We start from the raw sequence: 23,415 nt of genomic DNA on the forward strand, positions 1-23,415 counted from the left end.
AGGATATTTGACGTGAAGCCGCAGATAGCTGACAGCGATTTGGCACCGCTGGGCGTAACAGTCAAGAGACTTGGCGTCGAGCTGTTCAATGTAGTCACGTAGATTCATAAAAATTCCTCCATGCCAAGAAATTAACCTATAAGGTTATTTTTTTCAACACCTTTTAGGACATTCACCCATAAGGTTAATCGAGACAGAATTGGCTAATGAAAATCTCAGACACGCGTCTACAAAATTTCCGAAGGCTTCTCGTTGAGAAAAAGCTTCGGCTCACTGACATTGCCGACCGCTTAGGCAAAGCACCTGCGCAAGTGAGTGCTTTCGGAGGAAAAAATCCTACGAAAGGGATCGGGGATCAAATAGCTCGTGAAATTGAGAGCGCACTAGGCCTCCACAATGGCTACCTAGATATGCCGTATGGACTCGGGGAGTTAAGCAACGCGACCGTGTTAAGCCACACAGGCAGGAAACTGCCAGTGATTGGATCAATAGTGGCAGGCGCTTGGTGCGAGCTACAGGAGGCTTTCGACCCTAGAGATGCGGAGGAGTGGATCGATGCTCCGGGGCCAGTCGGCCCCAGGGCTTTCATACTACGAGTCGAGGGAATGAGCATGGAGCCTAGATTCGTCGAAGGCGACAAGGTGGTTATTGACCCTTCCCTAGAGGCGCTTCCAGGACATTTCGTAGCAGCCAAACGTACACGAGATCAGGCAGCAACGCTCAAACAGCTAAAGCAAGAAGGTAATGAGCTTTACCTTTTTGCTTTAAACCCCGACTGGCCTGAACGGATCATACGAATGACAGAAGAATGGAGCATCTGCGGAAGAGCCCGCTGGAAAATATCCGATTTATAAACCAGCGACAACCTCATACATACAGCTTATGCGGAGACAGCACATATTGATTGCACAAGGGGAACAGGATATAGAGCACCTCCAACTCCAGCAGTTACCTGCCTGATCCATGCCTCTGACAATGCCGAGGATATATTAACCTCACCGACATTATTGAATAGGTTTGCATCATATCTTGCAACCTCCTCATCAGTAGAACGAGAAACATGATACAAGCAAGCTGAAAATATTCGCTGAAGAACAAGAACCGCTGTATGCCCCCGACAAAGCCTGGAGCAAACAACTTCCTCAGACTTGTCAACAACGCCGATATATTTGTCGAACACCGCCCAAAATCGAAGTTGAAAAGCATTCAGTCCTTCTCCCCTATCGAAAGTTACGCATCCTTCATTCAAATCGATAGCTGGCCATGCGATCTGGCTAGCAGGATAATTAGCGCAACCCAATTCTTTCGCCGCCAGTGTCAAAGCGGCAATTTTCCTAATAGCGTCTGCAAACACACTACAAAACAATGTTACTGCTTGAGACTTAAAACCTGAAGTCGAAAGATATCGAAACCCTTCGCCAAGCATTATCGGACTGAGAAAGTAGTTTTCTATAGAGTGCCCGAGCGTCCAAGATAAATTACCATCAGATTCATGCTCGCCGTGAGTATCCACTACAATGACGCCCACATCGAAGTTTCTGAACTCACGATCACATAGGAAAAACAACTTACGATGAAAGCTGCCCTGCTTACATTGGCCGTGGATTTTCTCAATCTTTGCACGATTATTCATTTTTGTTAAATTACAATCGCCATTTATCTCAACAGCAGAGTCAACCCTCAATTTAACTTTTGGGTAAACCTGCTGTAACAAATTCAATACGTGCCCTCTATCGTCTTTCCCCTCAACTAAAACCCGAACCTTTCCGCTCATACGAGTCATTGCAACATACTTTGGAATATTATATTTTAGCTCCATTCAGATTAGCTCCTCGTCGTCGTCTACTGCATTAGCACGAGGACCGTGCCGCTCCGTATAAATCGGTTCCACCTCAATCATAAATTGGTCATAGTCAGCAGCAATTGAGGGGGAATGGGTACATACAATAATCTGGCGAGCACCAAGCTGGCCCATCATTTTACTAAGAAGTTCTTCCTGCCAATCGATATGTAGAGATAACTCTGGCTCATCAATCAAAACCAGAGAATCAGAACTCATCTTAGTAACTGCATATAACATGGTAAGTAGTTGCCTTTCACCTGACGACATCACCTTGACACTACTCCAAGTGCCATCAGGAAATTTTAATCCAACTTTTGGAATGCGTCTGTGCGAGTCAGGTTCATACCTGAGCTCCTTTTGATCAAGAAAGGCGTTAACGGCATCAAAGTATTTATTAATTTTCGCAAAGATTTCAGCTTGGAACTGCTGCCGCTCCAATAATGCATCGCGGTAAACAGTGAGCGCTCCAGCGGCTGAACTAGCAAGCTTCTGTGACTCGCGGCTGCTACCAATTAAGCGTTGCAGTTCAGCATAAGCATAAGAAGGGCCCTGAAAATCGTTCATTACGCTAATAGCGCTTGCATTAGTAAGTTCAGAAATCTCCTCCAACAGCTTTTCTGCAACCCCAGCATCTCCCTCCGCACCACTCAAGATAGCTGAAAACACTCGAACAAATGACTGAGAAAAAATAGAGCTTTCATATCGACCGATTTTTAACTGCGCGTCCCGAATTTCCTCCCTCAGATTGTATTCAATGTCTAAAGGAGAGGGATAGTTGATCGAGGGTAGAAAACGCCCAAAGAGATTTCGCGCAAAAGAAGTGACCTTGGAAACACTTGGCCCATTACGACCATATACCCGCCGAGCATCCTCTTCTTGAGAGGACCAAGCTTCAAGCATTGTGCGAAATGCCGGAAAATAAGAAGATTTTATTTTAGGCAACTCGTTGACTTCAATAAACTGCTTCTGGCGAACCATTAGATCAGTCAAAAAATCACGTCTAAACCGCTCATCATCTAAGCCATTCAAAGTCTCCAAAGCCTCGACCTTGGTAAACTCCAGCTCTAACGAACTCTTAGACTTTACGGTGTACCGAGCCCCCTCCTCGTTTACCTGAGTAATTTCAACGAAATTACCATCAGAGTATGTAACTCTTATTAAAGAAAAATCTAAATATATAAACCTTAAGAAATCATTATTCGCGATATTAGCAAGAATATGAATTAAGGTAGATTTTCCAGTGCCGTTTTGGCCGTGCAAAACATTCAAAGTCTCGTGAAAATCTATATCAAGGTTATAACGCTGATGAATGCCTTCGAGTACGACATTTTTAATGCACACCGGATCCATGGTCTTCTCACTGAGGTGTAAGGGCTTCGACAAAGCTACCAATATGCCACCACAAAGTCTATTCCAGACGAAAACAACCATTTAGGTTGTTTTTTTGTTGACACATTAACCTTTTAGGTTATTTTTATCTCACTCTTTCACCACAGAGCGAGGCAATATCATGCACACCACAGCAACCCTGCACGTCCACCCGGCCGCTGCTAACCCCCTCCGCATCTTCGAAATCCGCCGCCTGGCACAAGATTGCGGCTGCGCCTTTATCGCGTCCAAACCAAAACTGAAACAGCCCTCCGCGCCTGCTCCGTTCGATCCGAACGGCGGAGGGCAAGCCGCATGAACAAGTACAAACTCGACAACCGCACCCTGGCCCTGCTCAAGGCTCAGGTCAGCCTGACCGAAACTTTCAACCACCTCCTGCGCACCGAGACACAGCGCCAGGCACTGTCCTTTCGCCTGAAAGTCGAACGCCGCATTGCCGACACACACTTCACCGTTGAGCTGGGCAGCGAACGCCACACGCTGACCCTGACCAACAGCAAGAAGATGCACCTCAAGCTTGCGGACTTCATTGAAGAGATCGTCAACGGGCCTGCCAACCCTGCCGAAGCACCTGCCACGCCGCACGCTGATCGCCGTTACGGCGTGTTTGAAACCGAACACAGGCAACAGGTGTTCGATCTGGTACGCACCGGCGGCGCGCTCAGTCTCGACATGGGTTTTGAGCAACCAATCAATCTGGCGATCCATCGCAACAAATCCCGCGCCGGCATCACTACCATCATGAGCATCGGCGTCAGAAAGCCGCGCTCCAAATGCTTCACGGTGTACGGCAGCGACGTGGAGATCTATTCCATGGTCGCCGAATCCATCACCCACCTGGCTGCCGTGGCGACTCCCGCCGCGCATGCCGCTTAAGAGGTCGCGATGGAACGTAGCCTCGAAAAAGCCGCCAAGTACTTAGGCCTCACCCGCCCCAAGCTGATCCTGCTCATGCGTCAAAAGGGCCTGCTCAACGACCGCAACCTGCCGGCCTTCCCAGTGCGGGATCGCGAGTACCTGCGCGTCAAAGACGGCAACTGGTATCACAAGACCGCCGGCATGCAGTACAGCCAGTCGACCAAGGTCCGACAAGCCGGCATCCGCTGGCTCGCCGACCAACTGGGGCTCGAGCTGCCAGCCATCCCAGTAGACAACCGTGACGTGGCCTAGGGAGTACGCCCGCCAGATCGTCGCCATGGGCACACGCGAGGAGCGCAACGCTGCGCTCCTCGAAGTGCCGGAGCATCTGCGGGAGCTGACCAAACGCCATTGCCTGAATGCCTGGAACCACCCTTCACGACTCAAACGCAAAGAGGCCGCAGCCCATGAGCAACACCAGCCAGACACCGCTACGACTGCAACCTGCACCGGATAGCGCCACTGTTGAGATGCTGCACCAACTTTTCGGCGACGTGCTTATCCCCCTGGAAAAGCTGCGCGTGCACTACTTCAAGAACCTCAACGAAAAGACCTTCACCGAGGCGATCGCCAACGGGCGTATTCAGCTGCCAGTGACCACCCTGGACCACAGCGTCAAGGCGATTCGGTATGCCCACATCAAACACGTCGCAGCACTGATCGACATCCGAGCTTACCGAGCGGACGAAGACATGCCGCGACCACAAAACGATTCAACCGAGCAAGATCAGTAACCCAGACGGCTGCCACCACTAGCCACGAAATTACCAGGAGCACACCACATGACTGCAATTCAAATTTGCGCACTGATCAGCATCGTAATCGCCGCCGGAATCCTCTACTGGGTCGGATATCGAGGCGGCCTCACTGACGGCAAAAATGATGGCTACGACGAAGGTCATTCCAACGGCTACGTCTTGGGCCGGGACGAAGCTTCAGCCGCCTACGCAGCCTCTATCAAAGAAATGTCAGATCAATGCTTGCGAACCGAACTCCTATTGAGCCGGGAACCGCAAGACCGTTACACCCTTCTCGCCATTGCCGAAAAGCTGAAGCTCGCCGCAGACACTTTCCGCGCCGTTAGATCCGAAAGCCAAGCAACTCAGGCACTTGCCCTACGTGACAAAGCACTGAACATGGCTGCGCTGATGGATCGTTTCGAACTGAGGGGGGAAGTCGCATGAACTGGATCCTCACCTCCACCGGCAAGCGCTTCGACCTGTTCGAGCCCGACACCGACATGATAGACCCACGGGACATCTCGCACTCGCTGTCCCACCTGTGCCGCTTCAACGGCCACACCCGCGAGTTCTACAGCGTGGCCCAACACAGCTGCATCGTCGCCGAGCTGGTGCCGGAAGAGTACAAGCTCGCGGCCTTGCTCCACGATGCTGCCGAGGCTTACGTGGGCGACATGACTCGGCCACTCAAGCAGTGGATTAGCGCTTACCAGCACTTCGAGGACTGCATCTGGTGGCGCATTTGCGAGCGGTTCGACATCGCTCCAGAACTCCCCGCCTGCATCTACAAGGCCGACCTGATTGCACTGGCGACAGAGCGCCGCGACCTCATGCCAACCGATCCGGCTATCTGGGATTGCTTGGTCGGCATCGAACCCATGGCCGAAACCATCCGCCCATGGCCTGCAGCAGAAGCTCGACTCACCTATCACCAGCGCCTGATGGACCGACTCGCTATCGACCACCGGAGGAAAGCGGCATGAAGAACCACCAGGAAAACACCAACGCCCTGCCCGCTTTGCTCCGCACAGCCAATGGTGGCGCCACGCTAGAAACAAACAGTCTCTGCTGCGCAGCAGCAGGCATTACTGCTCCTACCAGCGCCACTGCCGAGGCACTTGTACCCCACGAAAAGCTGCGCGGGGCAGCGCTCGCTGATGCAACGCTAAACGCTCAGGAACGCCCGATCGCGCAGCCTGCCTTGGGGTATACGCACCATTCATTCACCAGAACTTTAGAAACTGAAATATTCTCGGACGAAGAACTGGCCGACCTGACTGGATATAAGCAGCGTGCCCATCAACGGAGATGGCTCAACGACCGCAATTGGGTTTTCGTTGAGAGCCGTGGTGGCCGGCCATTGGTCGGGCGCATGTACGCTCGTATGAAGCTTGGCATGACCAGTCCAACGTTCGAAGAACAGAGCAAACCGCCGGCGAGACCAGCTTGGACACCTGACTTCTCCAGGGTGAACTGAGATGCGACCTCGAAACACTGAAAACAGGGACTTACCGCCGGGAATGGTGCGGAGAAAACGCCCTCGCAAGAACGGTAAAGTGTGGGTGGGTTATTACTACAGAGACTCAACGGGAAAGGAGATCCCGCTTGGGGGAGACTTGAGCAAAGCCCGATTGAAGTGGGCAGAGCTTGAGTCCAAAGAAAAGCCAGCCGATCTGACGATGATGAAGGGGATCTTTGATCGATACGTCCGCGACGTCATTCCGAAAAAAAGCGAGCGCACCCAAAAGGACAATCTGGCCGAACTCAAACAATTGCGGCCCATGTTCGATGGAGCGCCCATCGACTCAATCACACCAGCCAGCATCGCTGGATACCGCGACGCCCGTACCGCCAAGGTACGGGCCAATCGGGAGATCGCCCTACTCTCCCACGTTTTCAACATGGCGCGGGAATGGGGTCTGACCGAGCGGGAGAACCCGTGCCAGGGCATCCGTAAGAACAAGGAAACGCCGCGCGACTACTACGCGAATGCCGCGGTTTGGGACGCGGTCTACGGGATGGCTGAGCCTGAACTAAAAGAAGCCATGGACTTGGGCTACCTGACAGGCCAGCGGCCAGCAGACGTGATCGTCATGCGCAGGGACGACGTTGAGGGCGATTACTTCTTGGTCACGCAAGGCAAGACAGGGCTGAAGCTAAGGATCCTGATGTGCACAGAGGAGGGAGAAAACAGCTTGGGTAGGTTGATTCGGGAAATTACGGAGAGGAATGCCGGTCACCTCTCGAAGTACTTGCTGATAAACAGGCACGGAAAGCGGATGACGAAGGGAATGCTGCGCTTGCGCTGGGACAAGGCGCGGGAGAAGGCATGTGCCAAAGCAATCGAAGAGGGCGATCCGCTCCTGGCCGCGAAGATTGGCGGTTTTCAGTTTCGCGACATCCGACCGAAAGCAGCATCGGAAATCATCGATATTGGCGACGCAAGCCTGCTACTAGGACACAGTAAGCAGGAGATTACGAAGCGGGTTTACAGGAGGATTGGCGCCACTGCTAAACCATCAAAATAGGCAAAGTTTCGGAACGCCTACCCGAAAGTTTCGGAACGCCTCTCAAAAACCGTCGTGTGGCACCCAAACCCCAGAAACACAAAAGCCCCGCATTGTGGGGCTTTTGTTTGAATCTTGGCGGGAAACCAGGGATTCGAACCCTGGGAACGCTATTAACGTTCGCCGGTTTTCAAGACCGGTGCATTCAACCACTCTGCCAATTTCCCTTGTGCATCACAGGATTATAGTAGCCCATCCCGTGTCAGCGGGCGCCATAATACCCGAATGAAACACACTGTCAAACTCTCTGCATCGCTTGTTACAGGGCGTCTGTTATGATCTTTGCGACTGAACGTTTCAAAACTGAAGGAGTGTCGCCATGCGCGAACAGAATTACGCAGTGAATGGCAACGCGCAGGCTGAGCAGCTTGAAGTCAGCCGCGTGTTGCGCAACACCTACGGCTTGCTCGCCCTTACCCTCGCATTCAGCGGCGTGATGGCTTACGTGGCCCAGCAGATGCGCGTCGGCTACCCGAATATCTTTGTCGTGTTGATCGGCTTCTATGGCCTGTTCTTCCTGACCAACAAGCTGCGTGACTCGGCCTGGGGCCTGGTGTCGGCGTTTGCCTTGACCGGTTTCATGGGCTTTATCCTCGGCCCGATCCTCAACCGTTACCTGGGCATGGCCGGCGGTGCGGAAGTGGTCAGTTCGGCGTTTGCCATGACGGCCCTGGTGTTTGGTGGTCTGTCGGCCTACGTGCTGATCAGCCGTAAGGACATGAGCTTCCTGGGTGGCTTCATCACCGCGGGCTTCTTCGTGTTGCTGGCGGCGGTGGTGGCCAGCATGTTCTTCCAGATCAGCGGCCTGCAACTGGCGATCAGCGCGGGTTTTGTGCTGTTTTCCTCGGTGTGCATCCTGTTCCAGACCAGCGCCATCATCCACGGCGGTGAGCGTAACTACATCATGGCGACCATCAGCCTGTATGTGTCGATCTACAACCTGTTCATCAGCCTGTTGCAGATCTTCGGCATCATGAGCCGCGATGACTGATCAATCGCAGCAATAAAAATGCCCCGTATCGCGAGATACGGGGCATTTTCATTTTCAGAGCAGATAAAGCTCAGTACTGATTGGGTTCCATTTCCAGCTCGACCTTGAAGCGCTTGAAGATATCTTGCTGGATGCGTAGCGCAAGTTGGGCAATCTCTTGCCCGGTGGCGGTGCCGTAGTTGACCAGTACCAGCGCTTGCATCTTGTGCACGCCCGCATCGCCCTCCCGGAACCCCTTCCAACCGGCCTTGTCGATCAGCCAGCCGGCGGCGAGTTTCATTTGGCCGTCTGCCTGAGGGTAGGCCACCAGGTCCGGATACTGGCTTTGCAGTTCAATCGCCAGGGCCTGGGACACCAGTGGGTTCTTGAAGAAGCTGCCCGCATTGCCCAGCTCTGCCGGGTCTGGCAGTTTCTCGCGGCGAATGCTGCAGATCGCGCGGCTCACATCGCTTGGCGTGGCGTGGGTGATGCCCTGCGCGACCAGACGCTGTTGCACCGGGCCGTAGTCGAGTTTCAGGTGAGTGGCACGGCTGAGGGAAAAGCGTACCCGCAGGATCAGCCAACGCCCGACTTCGTGCTTGAACAGGCTGTCACGGTAAGCAAAGCTGCATTCGTCGAGGCTGAAGTCCCGCAGTTCGCCCGTCTGGCGATCCAGGGCGGTGAGGCCGGCGAAGACATCCTTGATCTCTACACCATAGGCGCCGATGTTCTGCATCGGCGCGGCGCCGACAGTGCCGGGGATCAGGCTGAGGTTTTCCAGGCCGTAAAAGCCGTGCTCAAGCGTCCACAAGACGAACGGATGCCAGGCTTCGCCCGCTTCGGCTTCGACCACCACGTGCGTGCCATCGTCGCTCAGCACACGAATGCCTCGGGTCGCCATACGCAACACCAACGCCGGAACATCGTGGGTCAACAGCAAATTGCTGCCGCCACCGATTACCAGCAACGGCACCGCGTGTGCGGCGGCATAGCCGATGGCCTCGCGCACGTCAGCATCACTGTGGGCCTCGGCAAATAATTGCGCGCTCACATCAATGGCAAAGCTGTTGAATGGCTTGAGCGATACCTGCGCACGCACTTGCAAGGTCATAACCGCCCCTTCAATTCGATCACCAATAAGTCACAGGCGCGTTCGATCAGGTCAAGGACCCGTTCGAAACCTTGCTCACCTTCATAGTAAGGGTCTGGCACCTCGTCCACTTCGCCATCAAAGCGACGCAGGAACAAATCCAGCTCCGCCTTGCCCTGCCCTGGCTGCATGGCTTTGAGGTTGCGCAGGTTACTGTTGTCCATGGCCAGGATCAGGTCATAGCGGGCAAAATCAGCACGGGAAACCTGCTGGGCACGCTGGCCCGACAAGTCATAGCCGCGCGCCAGCGCCGCACGCTGGCTGCGCTGGTCCGGCGGGTTGCCGATATGCCATTCTCCGGTGCCAGCAGACGCCACCTCAACCTGGCCAGCCAAGCCTGCTTCACGCAACTTATGGCGCAAGATGCCTTCAGCGGTTGGCGAGCGGCAGATATTGCCCAGACATACAAACAGAACTTCCATCAGGCGCCCAGCAGGCGACGGACGCGTTCGAGGTCTTCCTGGGTGTCGACACCGGCTGGCGGTGCTTCCAACGCATCGCCCACGTGGATACGCACGCCGTGCCAGAGGGCGCGCAGTTGTTCCAGGGACTCGGTATTCTCGAGCCAGCACGGGCCCCAACTGACGAAGTCGTGCAGGAAACCGGCGCGGTAGGCATAGATGCCGATATGGCGGCGATATGGCACGCCCTCCGGCAACACGTCGCGATTCTTGGCAAAGGCATCCCGCGCCCACGGCAAGGTGGAGCGACTGAACGTCAGTGCCAGGCCGTTGATGTCGCTGACCACTTTCACCACGTTCGGGTTGAACAGCGTCTCGATGTCTTCGATCGGTTCGGCCAGGGTCGCCATACGCGCCTCGCCATGGGCCGCGAGGTTGGCAGCGACCTGATCGATGACACCCGGCGGTATCAATGGCTCGTCACCCTGCACGTTCACTACGATCGCGTCGGGTGCCAGACCCAACTGAGTGGCGACTTCGGCCAGGCGATCAGTGCCGGAGTTATGGTCTTCGCGGGTCAGGACCGCTTCGGCTCCAAAACCTTTGCACGCCTCGATGATACGCGGGTCATCGGTGGCCACCACCACGCGCTCGGCGCTGCTCTTGCACGCTTGCTCCCACACCAGCTGGATCATCGGCTTGGTGCCGATCATTTGCAGCGGCTTGCCCGGCAGGCGGGTCGAGGCATAGCGCGAGGGAATGACAACGGTAAAGGCGGTGGTCATTTATCCAGGCGCTCATCGGTGGTCAGGGTGCGGGCTTCGCTTTCGAGCATGACCGGGATGCCGTCACGGATAGGGTAAGCCAGGCCGGCACCTTTGCTGATCAGCTCGGTTTTGTCGGCGCTGAGCTTGAGCGGGCCTTTGCAGATCGGGCAAGCGAGGATATCGAGCAGTTTGGTGTCCATGAATGTTTCCTGGAAAAAAGCGTTTTAAGGCAAAAGACGGTTGGGCAACAGACGCATCAGCTGCGTGTCGAACCAGGCGACGAACGCCGGCGACGGTACCGCATCCACCGCAAGGTACCACCAGTCGGGCTGGGCAAAGGCGCGGCACTTCACCGCGTCCTTTTCGGTCATGACCAGCGGCAATGACGGGGTAAAATTCAAGACCTCGGCGCTGTAGGGCGCGTGATCGGCAAAAGCATGGGGTATCGCCTGCCAGTGTAGCGTTTCAAGGGTATTGAAGAAACGTTGCGGATTGCCTATTCCGGCCACCGCATGCACCTGCTGGCCCTGCGGAAAATAGGTGACCGGCTGGCGTTCGCCGCTGTGCAGGTTGACCAGCGCTGTGGGCTGCAGGCGGAAGGCAAAGCCATTTTCACGGTCTGTAACGGCACCGTTATAAAGCACCCCGTCCACACTCTGCAGGCGCTCCACCGGTTCGCGCAACGGCCCGGCAGGCAGGCACCGGCGGTTACCGAGGCCACGGGCGGCATCGATCAGCACCAGTTCAAGATCGCGGGCCAGGCGGTAGTGCTGCAGGCCGTCATCGGAGAGGATCAGGTCCAGGGGCTCGCAGGCCAGCAGGGCCTTTACCGCACGACTGCGATCAGGATCGATCATCAGCGGTACACCGCTGCGCTGCACGATCAGCAAGGGTTCATCACCGGCCACCTCGGCACTGTGGGCGGCCTCGACCCGCCACGGCAACTGCGGCGGCTTGGCACCGTAGCCTCGACTGACCACTCCTACGCGCAAGCCGCTGCGTCGGCAGTGCTCGATCAACCACAGGATCAAAGGCGTCTTGCCGGTGCCTCCCACTGTAATATTGCCCACCACGATCACTGGCACAGACGACTGATAAATCTCGCCCTCGCCCGCCACGAAGCGCGCACGCTTACGTTGAACCACGCAGCGATACAGCGATTCCAGCGGTCGCAGCAACATTAGTGCTGGATGACCTTCGTACCATGCCTTGAGTAAACGGTCGGAGATGGCCATCAGGGCGGGCTCGCCGCCTCGACGGTGGTCATGCGCAAATGGCTGAAACCGAGCTTGCCGGCAGCGTCCATGGCGGTGATCACGGCCTGGTGCGGGGTTTTGCCATCAGCGCTGATGGACAGCGGCAACTGGGTGTCGCCACCAGACTCCTTCTGCAACGCCTCCATCAGGCTGGCAAGGTCATTTTTCTCCAGCAACTGGTTATTCACCGAAAACACCCCTTCGGCGCTGATAGCGATGTCCAGTTGCTTGACTTGCTGGTCTTCGGCAGGCGAGCCACTCACCGCTTCAGGCAGGTCGACACGCAACTGGGTTTCGCGGGTGAAGGTGGTGGTCACGACAAAAAACAGCAGCAGGATGAACACCACATCGATCAACGACGCGAGGTTGATATCAACATTTTCCCGTTGCTTGCGGCGAAATTTCACGCTTTACCCTCGACCAGGTCTACATCACGATCGCCCTGCACCACCTCCACCAGCTTGATGGCTTCCTGTTCCATACCGACCACCAGCTCATCAATGCGACGCAGCAGGAAACGGTGGAAGAACACCGAAGGGATACCCACCATCAGGCCGGCTGCGGTGGTGATCAACGCCTTGGAGATCCCCCCGGCCAGGACCGCTGCGTTGGTGGTCATGCCCGAGCCTGTGAACGAGCTGAAGATATCGATCATGCCGAGTACTGTGCCGAGCAAACCAAGCAGCGGTGCCATGGCGGCGATGGTGCCAAGGGCGTTGATGTAGCGTTCCAGTTCATGGATGACCCGGGCGGCCGCCTCTTCGATGCACTCCTTCATGATCTCGCGACCATGCTTGGAATTGGCCAGACCGGCGGCGAGGATTTCACCCAGCGGCGAATTGGCGCGCAGCTCCTTGAGTTTCTGCTTGTCGAGCTGCTTGTTCTTGATCCAGCCCCAGACCTGCCCCAGCAGATGCTCAGGGGTGACGCGACTGGCGCGCAGGGTCCACAGGCGTTCGGCAACGATGCCGAGTGCAGCGATGGAACTCAGAATGATCGGCAACATCATCCAGCCGCCGGATTTGACCAATTCCCACACAGTGAATGCCCCCTCGAAAAAGTGCGCCACTTTAACATATAGGTTCGACAGCGGGGTTCGTCGGCTACACACCCGCCTGTTGCGGCTCGGGTCTTTGGTAACACGCGATTACGGTAACGGTTCGCGCCAGAAACGGCGTTGACTGCGCGCAACCATCGGTGGCAGAAACGCCCCCAGGCGCAGGCGTACGGCACCCTGCTCGGCGCTGTCGTAAACCCGGCTGCCCAGCACGTGGTAGCGCTCCAGGACCTGCGGATGGGGATGACCGAACGTATTGCTGCGCCCGCGGGAAATCAACACCGATGTGGGCGCCAACCGCTGCAGGAACGGCCAGGATGACGAACTGCGGCTGCCATGGTGCGGGGCTTGCAGCCAGTCGGTCTGGACCGCCAGCGAAGAGGCCAGAAAAGCCTGTTCGGCGGCGCGATCAATGTCACCGGTGAGCAGCAGGCGTTCTCCATTGGCCTCAACCTGCAACACACAAGACCTCGGATTGCCATCAAGCCCATCAGCCCACTGCCACAATTGAAATGACACACCCTCCCATTCCCATCGTTCGCCGCTGGTACAGGGTTGGGTGGCAAGAAAGTCTGGCAAACCTTCGGTTTCACCGCCCACTACACGCTTGACGGGCACCCCCCGAGCCACCGCCGCCGCCCCCCCCGCGTGATCGGCATCGGCATGGCTGAGCAGCATCATGTCCAACTGGGCTACCCCGAGCTTTTTCAACGACGGCAACACGACGCGCGCGCCCAGGTCGACAGGCCCCGAGCGCGGCCCGGCATCGTAGAGCAACGTATGATGACGGGTGCGCAGGATCAGTGCCTGCCCCTGGCCGACGTCCAGTTGCACTACATCTACCTGCCCGTGGGGCACCCACTCCCTGGGCGCAAATACAGCCATCAACAGCATGGGCCAGCCCAGCACCCGGAACGGCAACCCCTTGGGCAGCAACAAAATCACCGCGCCAGCCAGGCTAACCAACCAATACCCCAAAGGTACCTCGGCGGGTACCCAGGCCGGCAATTGCGCGGCCAGCAACCCCAGGCCTTTAAACAATCCGTCCAGCGCACCGCCGGCCAGCCACAGCAACCCCTCCCCAGCCAGCGGCACCCACAGCAACGCCGTGCCCAGCAGCGCCAAAGGCAGCACTACCAGGCTGATCCAAGGCACGGCAAGGAGATTGGCCACAGGTGCGCTGAGGCTGATGGGCAAACCCAGCACCAACAACACTGGAAACAAACCAATGGCAATCAGCCACTGGGGTCGGGTCCACACCTGCCAGGCGCTCCAAGGCCCCAGGCGCCCGCCGAACGCCAACAGCAACACCGCGACCGCCGCAAACGACAACCAGAACCCTACCTGCAGGCTGGCCAAGGGCTCCAGTACCAGCACGCCGTTCAGTGCCAGCAGCAACGGCCACCACACGCCCAAATGGCGGAAACGCAGACGCCACAGCAGCACCAGGCCAACCATCATGCAGGCCCGTTGCACCGGCACGCCGAACCCGGCCAGCAGCCCATAACCCAACGCCGCGCCAAATGCCAGACCGCACGCCCACGGCAGCCACGGCCAGGTTCGGGGCCAGCAACCATAACGCGCCAGCATCGCGACCAAGCCGTAGATCAACCCCGCCAGCAAGCCGATGTGCTGCCCGGAAATCACCAGCAGATGCACCGTGCCCGTGTCCTGCAACACCTGCCAATCCTCAGGCGCCAGGCCGGAACCGTCGCCCAATACCAGCGCCGCCAAGCCCGCCTCGCGGCCTTGGGCATCCACCGCCATCAGGCGCTGGCGCACAGCATCGCGCCAGGCATTGCGGGCCGGTGCGAGACGCTCACCGTCTTTTACCGTTGCAGTAGCACCGATACGCTGGGCCAGCAGCCAGGCTTCATGGTCGACCCCATGGAAATTGAGCAGGCCCGCAGGCCGCTTGAGTGTCAACGCCAGACGCCAGCGTTCACCGCTGTTCACCACTGGCCCGCCGTGCCAGGACACGCGGATACGTTTGGGCAGCCGAATCTTGCGCGACCGGCCGTCGGCCAGTTCAAAGCGCACGCCCGTACCCGTCTGCTGAGGCAAGCCCACCACACGCCCCTCCACCCAGCGAGTCTGCCCGTCCAGGGCCGGCTGCAGCCGATCATCCAGCGCCCGCTGCGCGCTGAGACAGGCCCAACTCAAGCCCACCAGAAAGAACGCCACGGGATAGGACCGAAAAGGCAACAGCATCAAGGCCAGCACGAGCATTGCCGACAACCCGGCGCCAGGCGGCAACACCGGTAACCACCGCAACGCCAGCAACCCCAGCGCCAACGCCAACATCCCTGTCTTCATGGATCATCCTTTTCCAGTGATCCACTCAGTCTTAGCCGGCTGAACGACAGCGCCTATGATGTTTTGTCACAAAGTCTGAATTTTCTGTTTATAGAATCCGGGCATACTTGCCCCTCGAATTGACCTGGACCCCTTATGCCCCGGCGCTTATTCAAACGGTACATGCCCGATCCCAGCAGTATCAGGGAACACAAGTCATTACAGTTTCTTGGCACGCTGCTGCATGACCCCAACCTCTGGCACCTGAACCGGCACTCAGTGGCTCGCGCCATGGCGGTGGGTTTATTTGCGGCGTTTATCCCGATTCCATTGCAGATGTTGCTTGCCGCGGTCCTGGCGATTTCGGTGCGCGGCAATATGCCTATCGCCATCAGCCTGGTGTGGTTGACCAACCCCATCACCATGCCGGTGGTGTTCATCTGTACTTATATGACCGGCGCCTGGCTGATGAATGTGCCGCCACGCAGCTTGCCCGATAACCTTACGTGGGAATGGATCAGCGGCCAGTTGAGCACTCTTTGGCAGCCATTCCTGCTGGGTTCGGTGGTATTGGGGGTGGTATTGGGCGCCTTGGCTTATTGCCTGACCATGGCGTACTGGCGCTGGTGGGTGGCGCACCAGTGGAAAAAACGCAAACTGCGCCGGCGCTGAGCGCTAACGGGCCAGCAAACGCAAATGCACCCGCAGACCCTGCCCGGTATTTTCCGCCCATAAGCGACCGCCCTGGCGCTGCACGGCGTTGCGGGCAATGCTCAGGCCCAGGCCGAAACCGCCATCGCCGGGCCGCGAGCCGTCCAGGCGGGTAAAGGGCGCGAAGATGCGCTCCAGATCATCCTCAGCAATCCCGGCCCCCTGATCCTGCAGCCAGATATGCCAATAGTCCCCCTCCCGACATCCGTCGAGTTGCACGCAGCCGTCGTGGGGCGAGTGGCGTATGGCGTTGCGCAGGATATTTTCCAAGGCCTGGGCCAGTGCATTGAGGTTGCCACGCACCCAACTGTCCGCGGGTAACAGGCACGGCAAGCGCGATGCGGACCAACCGCTTTCAAAACAAGCATTCTCGCGCAATATGTCCCACAAGGCCTGGAGCTGAATATCTTCCTGGGGCAACGGTGTAGTTTCGCTGTCGAGCCAGGCCAGTTGCAGGCTGTCTTCCACCAGGCGCTGCATGGCGTCGATTTCCCGACCCAGGCGCTCGCGCAGCTTGGCCAGGTCTTGCTCGCTGTCGCAGGCTACCCGCAGGCGGCTCAAGGGTGTGCGCAGTTCATGGGACATATCGCGCAGCAACTGCTGCTGCAAACGCACCGTGCCCTGCAAGCGTTCGGACATATGGTCAAAGGCGCGGCCCAGCTCGCCCAGTTCGTCCTGGCGGCTGGTGGCATCCAGGGACATCCGCGTATTGAGTTGGTCCGCACGCCAGGCATTGGCCTGCTCGCGCAATTGATTGAGGGGCATGATCAACAGCCGGTAAAGGCCGATGCATAGCAAGAGGGTAAACAGACCTGGGATCACACCATTGGTGACCACCCGCCAGAACAGTTGATAGCGCCCAGGCATAAAGCGCTGTGGCAGCTCGATCACCAGCGACCCCGCGCCAGGGTCGACCGGAAACGGTACTTTCATCCAGGGCAAACCAATGACATGCCGGCTGACCGGCCAGTCCAATCCACGCAAAAACGTCAGGCGCTGGCTTTCCTTGTCACTCAAGGGCGTGCTGCCCAGGGACTGCAGGTCGTTACCGATCACCCCTACCCAAGTGCTTTCGCGCTCGGCCATCCGCTGCAGCCAGGCATCTACGCCCGCGCTGCCTTGCGTGCTCCACGCCAGTTCGGCACCCGCGGCATAGCCATTGAGAATCTCCCGCGACTTGTCGGACAGATACGCGCTCTGCTGTTCCATATAGCGGCCCCACGACCAACTGAGCCAAATCATCAGCAAACAGAAGGCGATCAACAGGCAGGCCAGCTTCCAGAACAACGAGTGCCTGCCGGGCAGTCGCTCAAAGCCCTTCATCGTGACCGCTCAGCACGTAGCCCTTGCCCCATACGGTACGTACTTCACGCTCGATGTAACCGATGGCCTTGAGCTTGCGGCGGATCTGGCTGACATGCATGTCGAGACTGCGGTCATGGGGCGCATAACCGCGCTGCAACACCTGCTGATACAGGAAGGCTTTGCTGAGGACTTCTTCGGCATTGCGGTGCAGGGTTTCCAGCAGGCGGTATTCGCTGCGCGTGAGCGCGGCCCACTGGTCCTGGCAGGACACATCGCAGCGTTCATCATCAAAGTGCAGCACCCGGGCATCTTCAAGTGCCGGGGCGCGCGTCGGCTCGGGCCGGCGATCCAGGGCAACGCGGCGCAGGATCGCTTCAATACGCACGCACAGTTCAACCATGCTGAACGGCTTGGGCAAATAGTCGTCCGCGCCCAGGCGAAAACCGCTGATACGGTCGGCTTCAGCGCCCAGGGCTGACATCAGGATCACGGGCATGGCGTGGCTCTGGCGCAAATGAGTGAGGATCGACAAACCGTCCAGCCCCGGCAGCAGAATATCCATCAGCACCAGGTCGAAGGCCTGGGCGCGGGCCAGTTGCAGGCCCTGCTGGCCGTTCTGGCACCAGGTCACCTGGAAACCACTGCGGCCGAGTTGCTCGTGCACGTAGGCACCCAACACAGGGTCATCTTCGATGGTCAGGATACTGGGTAGGCCAACTGCTGCGGGAGTCATTAGCGTCTGCAAGTCATTCTCAATCACTGATTATTCAAGATTAAACGTTCACAGGCAATCGCCACCCGGCGCCGAATGGCCCGAAGATTGCCGCATGTCATTAATTTGCAAGATTCCAGGCCGCGCAAATGGCTACACTGCGCAGGTGGCGCTGGCCGGATGCCGGCGTGGATGATTGATAACAACGTGGTAGCAGGAGAGTGGCGTGCTTAGAAGAATGGGGATAAAAGGCCGCGTACTGTTGCTGACCTTATTACCGACCAGCCTGATGGCGCTGTTGTTGGGCGGCTATTTCACCTGGATGCAGCTGTCGGAGTTGCAGACCCAGCTACTGCAACGCGGCGAAATGATCGCCGAGCAATTGGCACCGCTGGTGGCCCCAGCCATGGGCCACAAGGACACCGACCTGCTGGAGCGTATCGCCACCCAGTCCCTGGAACAGCCGGATGTGCGCGCCGTGTCGTTCCTGGCGCCAGACCGCGCGTCCCTGGCCCACGCCGGCCCGACCATGCTCAACCAGCCACCCACCGGCAACAGCTCGCAACTGTTACAGCGTTCCGGCAACGACGCCACCCGCTATCTACTGCCGGTGTTTGGCCGCCATCGCAACCTGGCGGGCGAATTGATTCCCGATGAGGCCGACCGCCTGCTGGGTTGGGTGGAAGTCGAGCTGTCCCACAATGGCATGCTGTTGCGCGGCTATCGCAGCCTGTTCGCCAGCCTTCTGCTGATCGCCATCGGCCTGATGTGCACCGCCGCCCTCGCCCTGCGTATCAGCCGTACCATCAATTCGCCGATTGGCCAGATCAAGCAAGCGGTGGCGCAGCTCAAGGACGGCAACCTGGAAACACGCTTGCCACCCTTGGGCAGCCAGGAATTGGACCAACTCGCGTCTGGCATCAACCGCATGGCCGAAACCCTGCAAAATGCCCAGGAAGAGCTGCAACACAGCATCGACCAGGCCACCGAAGACGTGCGCCAGAACCTGGAAACCATCGAGATCCAGAACATCGAGCTGGACCTGGCACGCAAGGAAGCCCTGGAAGCCAGCCGTATCAAGTCGGAGTTCCTGGCCAACATGAGCCATGAGATCCGCACACCGCTCAACGGCATCCTCGGTTTTACTCACTTGCTGCAAAAAAGCGAATTATCACCGCGCCAGCTGGATTACCTGGGCACTATCGAAAAATCTGCGGATAACCTGCTGGGCATCATCAACGAAATCCTCGATTTCTCGAAGATTGAAGCCGGAAAACTGGTGCTCGACAGCGTGCCTTTCAACCTGCGCGACTTGCTGCAAGACACCTTGACCATCCTCGCCCCCGCCGCGCATGCCAAGCAGCTCGAACTGGTAAGCCTGGTGTACCGCGACACGCCCCTGGCGTTGGTGGGCGACCCGCTGCGGCTCAAGCAGATCCTGACCAACCTGATCAGCAATGCGATCAAGTTCACCCGCGAAGGCACCATTGTGGCCCGGGCAATGATCGAGGACGAGCAGGAAGACAGCGTGCAATTGCGCATCAGCGTGCAAGACACCGGCATTGGCCTGTCGAACCAGGATGTGCGCGCCCTGTTCCAGGCATTCAGCCAGGCCGACAATTCGCTGTCGCGCCAGCCCGGCGGTACCGGTTTGGGCCTGGTGATTTCCAAGCGGTTGATCGAGCAGATGGGCGGCGAAATCGGCGTCGACAGCACGCCGGGTGAAGGTTCGGAATTCTGGATCAGCCTGAACCTGCCCAAAACCCGTGACGACGTCGAAGACCTGCCCGCCGCGCCGCTATTGGGGCGTCGTGTGGCCGTGCTGGAAAACCACGAACTGGCGCGCCAGGCCCTGCAACATCAATTGGAAGACTGCGGCCTGGAAGTCACGCCGTTCAATACCCTGGAAAGCCTGACCAACGGCATCACCAGTGCCCACCAGACCGAACAGGCCATCAGCCTGGCGGTGCTCGGCGTCACCGCCAACGACATTCCGCCCGAACGCCTCAATCAACACCTGTGGGACCTGGAACACCTGGGCTGCAAGGTGCTGGTGCTGTGCCCGACCACCGAACAGATGCTGTTCAACCAATCGGTGCCCAACCCCAACAGCCAATTGCAGGCCAAGCCTGCCTGTACCCGCAAGCTGCGCCGCTCCCTGGCCGACCTGATCAGCCCGCGCCCTTCACGCAGCGAACCCGGTGAGCCGTTGTCCAGCCGTGCGCCTCGAGTACTGTGCGTGGACGACAACCCGGCCAACCTGTTGCTGGTGCAAACCCTGTTGGAAGACATGGGCGCCAAGGTGCAGGCGGTGGAGAGCGGTTACGCGGCCGTCGACGCCGTGAAGCAGGAAACTTTCGATTTGGTGTTGATGGACGTGCAAATGCCCGGCATGGATGGCCGCCAGAGCACCGAGGCGATCCGCCAGTGGGAAAGCGAGCGCCACGGCACGCCGCTGCCGGTGGTGGCCCTCACGGCCCACGCCATGGCCAACGAAAAACGCGCTCTGCTGCAAAGCGGCATGGACGACTACTTGACCAAACCCATCAGCGAACGGCAGTTGGCCCAGGTGGTATTGAAATGGACCGGCCTGGCGCTGCGTAACCAAGGCCCGGAGCGTACCCACGAAGGCGCGGCCCAGGGCGTGCAACTCTTGGTACTCGATCACGAAGAAGGCCTGCGCCTGGCCGCCAACAAGGCCGACCTGGCCGCTGATATGCTCGCCATGCTACTGGCCTCCCTGGAGGCTGATCGCCTGGCAATTACCCACGCCCGCGAAGCCAATGACAACCACGCCTTGATCGAGCGCGTGCACCGTTTGCACGGCGCCACCCGCTACTGTGGTGTTCCGCAATTACGAGCAGCCTGCCAACGCGCCGAAACCCTCCTGAAGCAGGATGACGCCAAGGCCACGGCCGCGCTGGACGAACTGGACATGGCGATTGCACGGCTGGCCAGTGAAGCCAGAGTGAGTGCCTGACCCTGTTTTCATGGGCAACGAATCAACAATGTGGGAGGGGGCTTGCCCCCGATANGGGGCAAGCCCCCTCCCACATTCAGTCAGCATTCCAATGTGTAAATTGCAGGGAGCCTTCTTAATGCGCGTCATTCTCTTCAGCAGCCAAACCTACGACCGCGAGAGTTTCCTCGGCGAACCGCTGCCGGCTGGCCTGGAACTGCAATTCCAACCCGCCCGCCTCAACCTCGAGACCGTGGCCCTGGCCGAACACCACGAGGTGGTCTGCGCCTTTATCAACGACGACCTCAGCGCCCCGGTGCTGGAGCAACTGGCCAAGGGCGGCACACGCCTGATTGCCCTGCGCTCGGCGGGCTACAACCATGTCGACTTACCCGCCGCCCAGCGCCTGGGCCTGACTATCGTGCGCGTGCCCGCCTATTCGCCCCACGCGGTGGCCGAGCACGCCGTCGCCCTGATCCTGGCCCTCAACCGTCGCCTGCACCGTGCCTACAACCGTACCCGCGACGGTGATTTCAGCCTGCACGGGCTGACCGGCTTTGATCTGGTCGGCAAAACGGTCGGCGTGGTCGGAACCGGTCAGATCGGCGCGACCTTCGCCAAGATCATGGCCGGCTTCGGCTGCCAGTTGCTGGCCTACGATCCCTTCCCCAACCCACAGGTGCAGGACCTCGGGGCCCGCTACGTGAGCCTGCCTGAACTGTTGGCCGAGGCACAAATCATCAGCCTGCACTGCCCGCTGACCGCCGACAGCAAACACCTGATCAATGCCCGCTCGCTCGCGCAGATGCAAACCGGTGCGATGCTGATCAACACCGGGCGTGGTGGCCTGGTCGATACGCCGGCACTGATCGAAGCGCTCAAGCTGGGCCAGTTGGGCTATCTGGGGTTGGACGTCTACGAAGAAGAAGCCCAATTGTTTTTCGAGGACCGCTCGGACCTGCCCCTGCAGGATGACGTGCTTGCCCGCCTGCTGACCTTCCCCAACGTGATCATCACCGCGCACCAGGCCTTCCTCACCCGTGAAGCCCTGGCGGCGATTGCCGGCACCACATTGGCCAACATTGCCGCGTGGGCCGATGGCCGCGCCCAGAACCTGGTCGAGGGATGATCAGCGGTCACATACCAGGCTCATGATAGGCCGGCACCCGTGATAGGATGCCGCGCCTATTTGGAGGATCCATGGCCGAACACGATTTCCGCTTCAGCTTGCTGAGCCCGCAACACACCCTGATCGAATGCCGTGCCCTGGTGCCGGGCCGTTACCAGGTCACCGGCAACGGTGGTTCGATCAAACATGGCGACGTCCTGATCGTCAGCCTGCGCGGCAGTAAAACCCTGTCGATGCGACTCACCGTCGAAGGTGACGCACGCTACTCCATCCGCCCGGCGGGCCAGTGGGTCGCCATGGCCCAAGGGCCGAAGTTCGGCGAACTCGAGATCCACACCTGGAAGGTCAATTGCGACAGCTGCGACGCCGTGCTGGAGTTTGAATTCGCGGTAGAAACCAAGCTGACCAAGGCACCGCTGCAACCGGCCGCCAACGCGCGTATCAAAGAACTGGGCTGGGCCAGCGAAGGCGATAAGCACCGTTGCCCGAAATGCCAGCAGGCCGCGCAATGAAAGGCCGGCTGCTGCTCGCCGCAATCGGCCTGGGCCTGGCAGGCTGCGCCGCCGATGGCGCCAAGCTGGAGCGCGACCACAGCTACGTCGTGGAATGGATCGGTGAGCGGCCGTTGATGGACTACGCGCACCTTACCGTCACCCTGGGCGCCGATGGCCGCGCCTATGGCAATGGCGGCTGTAACCACTGGTTTGCGCCGTACACGGTCGAAGGCGACAAGCTCAGCTTCGGCCCGGTCGGCAGCACTCGAAAAATGTGCGCCGAGGCCCTGATGGAGCAAGAGCATCGCTTCTTCCAGGCCCTGCAAGGCGTGCAGCGCTGGGACATCTCGCCGCTCGAGCAGACGCGGTTCTGGCCGGCCGAAGGCAAGCCGATCCGTTTGTGGCTCGAAGAAGGCTGACCTAGGCGCACTCTCCTGTATTAACGCGTTGTCCTCGGGCTCTGTGGGAGCTGGCTTGCCTGCGATGCGGACGACGCGGCGTACCAGGTACACCGCAGCGATGCCATCGCAGCATAGGTATCTACACAACTTTGTGGGTTGTAACAGCAGACGGTAACCACGATGCGAAGCGAGTCGCTCTTGATCTTGATCTGCTTTTGATCTTGATCTCAGGCGCCCCGTCAAACCACGCTGGCCGGAATTCGACAGGGACTTGGGGGGTAAACCGGCAGGGATGCCGGTTTAGCCGCCCCGCGCCATGGATGGCGCGTGGCGGCGGCCCCCCAAATCACT

26 protein-coding genes and 1 tRNA gene are annotated in these 23,415 nt (G+C 58.5%); 14 read left to right on the forward strand and 13 right to left on the reverse strand.

Annotation, left to right across the window (positions count from 1 at the left end; translation table 11 throughout):
- Nucleotides 1-206: 206 nt before the first annotated feature.
- On the forward strand, nt 207-854 hold the full coding sequence (locus ACTJLA_RS09525; RefSeq protein WP_440841126.1) for a LexA family protein: 648 nt from the start codon (nt 207-209) through the stop codon (nt 852-854).
- A 26-nt stretch (nt 855-880) separates the two neighbouring features.
- Here ACTJLA_RS09525 and ACTJLA_RS09530 read toward each other — a convergent pair whose 3' ends face one another.
- Nucleotides 881-1,819 carry a hypothetical protein gene (locus tag ACTJLA_RS09530; RefSeq protein ID WP_440841127.1) on the reverse strand — a complete coding sequence of 313 codons (939 nt, stop codon included), beginning with the start codon at nt 1,817-1,819 and terminating at the stop codon, nt 881-883.
- Nucleotides 1,820-3,193: an AAA family ATPase gene (locus tag ACTJLA_RS09535; RefSeq protein ID WP_141605742.1), complete on the reverse strand. Its 1,374-nt coding sequence runs from the start codon at nt 3,191-3,193 to the stop codon at nt 1,820-1,822.
- Nucleotides 3,194-3,526: 333 nt separating this feature from the next.
- Here ACTJLA_RS09535 and ACTJLA_RS09540 point away from each other — a divergent pair, with 333 nt between their 5' ends.
- The 7 genes from ACTJLA_RS09540 to ACTJLA_RS09570 all read left to right on the forward strand — a co-directional run bounded on the left by ACTJLA_RS09540 (nt 3,527) and on the right by ACTJLA_RS09570 (nt 7,418).
- A complete protein-coding gene (locus tag ACTJLA_RS09540) occupies nt 3,527-4,108 on the forward strand; it encodes a hypothetical protein (RefSeq protein WP_440841129.1) in 582 nt (193 codons plus the stop codon).
- Between the two features lie 9 nt (nt 4,109-4,117).
- Nucleotides 4,118-4,402, forward strand: coding sequence for a phage antirepressor KilAC domain-containing protein (locus tag ACTJLA_RS09545; RefSeq protein ID WP_440841131.1), 285 nt, complete (start codon nt 4,118-4,120; stop codon nt 4,400-4,402).
- Between the two features lie 155 nt (nt 4,403-4,557).
- Nucleotides 4,558-4,884, forward strand: coding sequence for a pyocin activator PrtN family protein (locus ACTJLA_RS09550; protein ID WP_440841132.1), 327 nt, complete (start codon nt 4,558-4,560; stop codon nt 4,882-4,884).
- Between the two features lie 48 nt (nt 4,885-4,932).
- The gene (locus ACTJLA_RS09555) at nt 4,933-5,334 is read left to right on the forward strand and encodes a hypothetical protein (protein WP_440841134.1); all 402 of its coding nucleotides are present in this window, start codon (nt 4,933-4,935) and stop codon (nt 5,332-5,334) included.
- Complete coding sequence (locus ACTJLA_RS09560) at nt 5,331-5,873, forward strand: phosphohydrolase (RefSeq protein ID WP_440841135.1); 543 nt, start codon at nt 5,331-5,333, stop codon at nt 5,871-5,873. Before ACTJLA_RS09555 ends, ACTJLA_RS09560 begins: the two co-directional genes overlap by 4 nt.
- Nucleotides 5,874-6,091: 218 nt before the next feature.
- Nucleotides 6,092-6,367 carry a DUF4224 domain-containing protein gene (locus ACTJLA_RS09565; RefSeq protein ID WP_440841188.1) on the forward strand — a complete coding sequence of 92 codons (276 nt, stop codon included), beginning with the start codon at nt 6,092-6,094 and terminating at the stop codon, nt 6,365-6,367.
- A gap of 1 nt (nt 6,368) precedes the next feature.
- Nucleotides 6,369-7,418, forward strand: coding sequence for a tyrosine-type recombinase/integrase (locus ACTJLA_RS09570; protein ID WP_440841137.1), 1,050 nt, complete (start codon nt 6,369-6,371; stop codon nt 7,416-7,418).
- 115 nt (nt 7,419-7,533) lie between these two features.
- On the opposite strand, the gene ACTJLA_RS09575 is transcribed toward ACTJLA_RS09570, so the two are convergent.
- Nucleotides 7,534-7,624 (reverse strand) — tRNA-Ser (locus ACTJLA_RS09575).
- A gap of 152 nt (nt 7,625-7,776) precedes the next feature.
- Here ACTJLA_RS09575 and ACTJLA_RS09580 point away from each other — a divergent pair.
- Entirely contained in the window at nt 7,777-8,448 is a 672-nt protein-coding gene (locus ACTJLA_RS09580; RefSeq protein WP_003192030.1) for a Bax inhibitor-1/YccA family protein, read from the forward strand.
- Nucleotides 8,449-8,518: 70 nt separating this feature from the next.
- Here the strand turns inward: ACTJLA_RS09580 and murB are convergent, their stop codons facing one another.
- The 8 genes from murB to ACTJLA_RS09620 all read right to left on the reverse strand — a co-directional run bounded on the left by murB (nt 8,519) and on the right by ACTJLA_RS09620 (nt 15,374).
- Complete coding sequence (gene murB, locus ACTJLA_RS09585) at nt 8,519-9,538, reverse strand: UDP-N-acetylmuramate dehydrogenase (RefSeq protein ID WP_314546322.1); 1,020 nt, start codon at nt 9,536-9,538, stop codon at nt 8,519-8,521.
- Nucleotides 9,535-9,999 carry a low molecular weight protein-tyrosine-phosphatase gene (locus ACTJLA_RS09590; protein WP_054917236.1) on the reverse strand — a complete coding sequence of 155 codons (465 nt, stop codon included), beginning with the start codon at nt 9,997-9,999 and terminating at the stop codon, nt 9,535-9,537. The genes murB and ACTJLA_RS09590 overlap by 4 nt, the downstream gene beginning before the upstream one ends.
- Complete coding sequence (gene kdsB, locus ACTJLA_RS09595) at nt 9,999-10,763, reverse strand: 3-deoxy-manno-octulosonate cytidylyltransferase (RefSeq protein WP_054898278.1); 765 nt, start codon at nt 10,761-10,763, stop codon at nt 9,999-10,001. The genes ACTJLA_RS09590 and kdsB overlap by 1 nt, the downstream gene beginning before the upstream one ends.
- Nucleotides 10,760-10,945: a Trm112 family protein gene (locus ACTJLA_RS09600; protein ID WP_003174668.1), complete on the reverse strand. Its 186-nt coding sequence runs from the start codon at nt 10,943-10,945 to the stop codon at nt 10,760-10,762. The genes kdsB and ACTJLA_RS09600 overlap by 4 nt, the downstream gene beginning before the upstream one ends.
- Before the next feature lie 24 nt (nt 10,946-10,969).
- Nucleotides 10,970-11,980 carry a tetraacyldisaccharide 4'-kinase gene (lpxK, locus tag ACTJLA_RS09605; RefSeq protein WP_072446017.1) on the reverse strand — a complete coding sequence of 337 codons (1,011 nt, stop codon included), beginning with the start codon at nt 11,978-11,980 and terminating at the stop codon, nt 10,970-10,972.
- Entirely contained in the window at nt 11,980-12,408 is a 429-nt protein-coding gene (locus tag ACTJLA_RS09610) for an ExbD/TolR family protein (RefSeq protein WP_014718877.1), read from the reverse strand. The genes lpxK and ACTJLA_RS09610 overlap by 1 nt, the downstream gene beginning before the upstream one ends.
- Entirely contained in the window at nt 12,405-13,040 is a 636-nt protein-coding gene (locus ACTJLA_RS09615; protein ID WP_034128146.1) for a MotA/TolQ/ExbB proton channel family protein, read from the reverse strand. The genes ACTJLA_RS09610 and ACTJLA_RS09615 overlap by 4 nt, the downstream gene beginning before the upstream one ends.
- A gap of 108 nt (nt 13,041-13,148) precedes the next feature.
- The gene (locus ACTJLA_RS09620; RefSeq protein ID WP_253249886.1) at nt 13,149-15,374 is read right to left on the reverse strand and encodes a DNA internalization-related competence protein ComEC/Rec2; all 2,226 of its coding nucleotides are present in this window, start codon (nt 15,372-15,374) and stop codon (nt 13,149-13,151) included.
- 135 nt (nt 15,375-15,509) lie between these two features.
- On the opposite strand from ACTJLA_RS09620, the gene ACTJLA_RS09625 reads away from it, so the two are divergent.
- Nucleotides 15,510-16,025: a DUF2062 domain-containing protein gene (locus ACTJLA_RS09625; protein WP_003192045.1), complete on the forward strand. Its 516-nt coding sequence runs from the start codon at nt 15,510-15,512 to the stop codon at nt 16,023-16,025.
- A 3-nt stretch (nt 16,026-16,028) separates the two neighbouring features.
- On the opposite strand, the gene ACTJLA_RS09630 is transcribed toward ACTJLA_RS09625, so the two are convergent.
- Both ACTJLA_RS09630 and ACTJLA_RS09635 read right to left on the reverse strand, forming a co-directional pair.
- On the reverse strand, nt 16,029-17,387 hold the full coding sequence (locus ACTJLA_RS09630; RefSeq protein ID WP_314546309.1) for a sensor histidine kinase: 1,359 nt from the start codon (nt 17,385-17,387) through the stop codon (nt 16,029-16,031).
- On the reverse strand, nt 17,374-18,102 hold the full coding sequence (locus tag ACTJLA_RS09635; RefSeq protein ID WP_034127860.1) for a response regulator transcription factor: 729 nt from the start codon (nt 18,100-18,102) through the stop codon (nt 17,374-17,376). Before ACTJLA_RS09635 ends, ACTJLA_RS09630 begins: the two co-directional genes overlap by 14 nt.
- 205 nt (nt 18,103-18,307) lie before the next feature.
- Here ACTJLA_RS09635 and ACTJLA_RS09640 point away from each other — a divergent pair, with 205 nt between their 5' ends.
- The 4 genes from ACTJLA_RS09640 (at nt 18,308) to ACTJLA_RS09655 (ending at nt 23,082) form a co-directional block, all read left to right on the forward strand.
- Complete coding sequence (locus tag ACTJLA_RS09640) at nt 18,308-21,061, forward strand: response regulator (RefSeq protein ID WP_054898283.1); 2,754 nt, start codon at nt 18,308-18,310, stop codon at nt 21,059-21,061.
- A 118-nt stretch (nt 21,062-21,179) separates the two neighbouring features.
- Nucleotides 21,180-22,169: a 2-hydroxyacid dehydrogenase gene (locus ACTJLA_RS09645; RefSeq protein ID WP_236279462.1), complete on the forward strand. Its 990-nt coding sequence runs from the start codon at nt 21,180-21,182 to the stop codon at nt 22,167-22,169.
- Between the two features lie 71 nt (nt 22,170-22,240).
- Nucleotides 22,241-22,681 carry a hypothetical protein gene (locus tag ACTJLA_RS09650; protein ID WP_003192054.1) on the forward strand — a complete coding sequence of 147 codons (441 nt, stop codon included), beginning with the start codon at nt 22,241-22,243 and terminating at the stop codon, nt 22,679-22,681.
- A complete protein-coding gene (locus tag ACTJLA_RS09655; RefSeq protein WP_054898286.1) occupies nt 22,678-23,082 on the forward strand; it encodes an META domain-containing protein in 405 nt (134 codons plus the stop codon). The genes ACTJLA_RS09650 and ACTJLA_RS09655 overlap by 4 nt, the downstream gene beginning before the upstream one ends.
- The last annotated feature ends 333 nt before the right edge of the window (nt 23,083-23,415 follow it).

It is taken from the genome of Pseudomonas sp. 22072 (genome assembly GCF_052046095.1).
Classification (GTDB): Bacteria; Pseudomonadota; Gammaproteobacteria; order Pseudomonadales; family Pseudomonadaceae; genus Aquipseudomonas; species Aquipseudomonas paracarnis.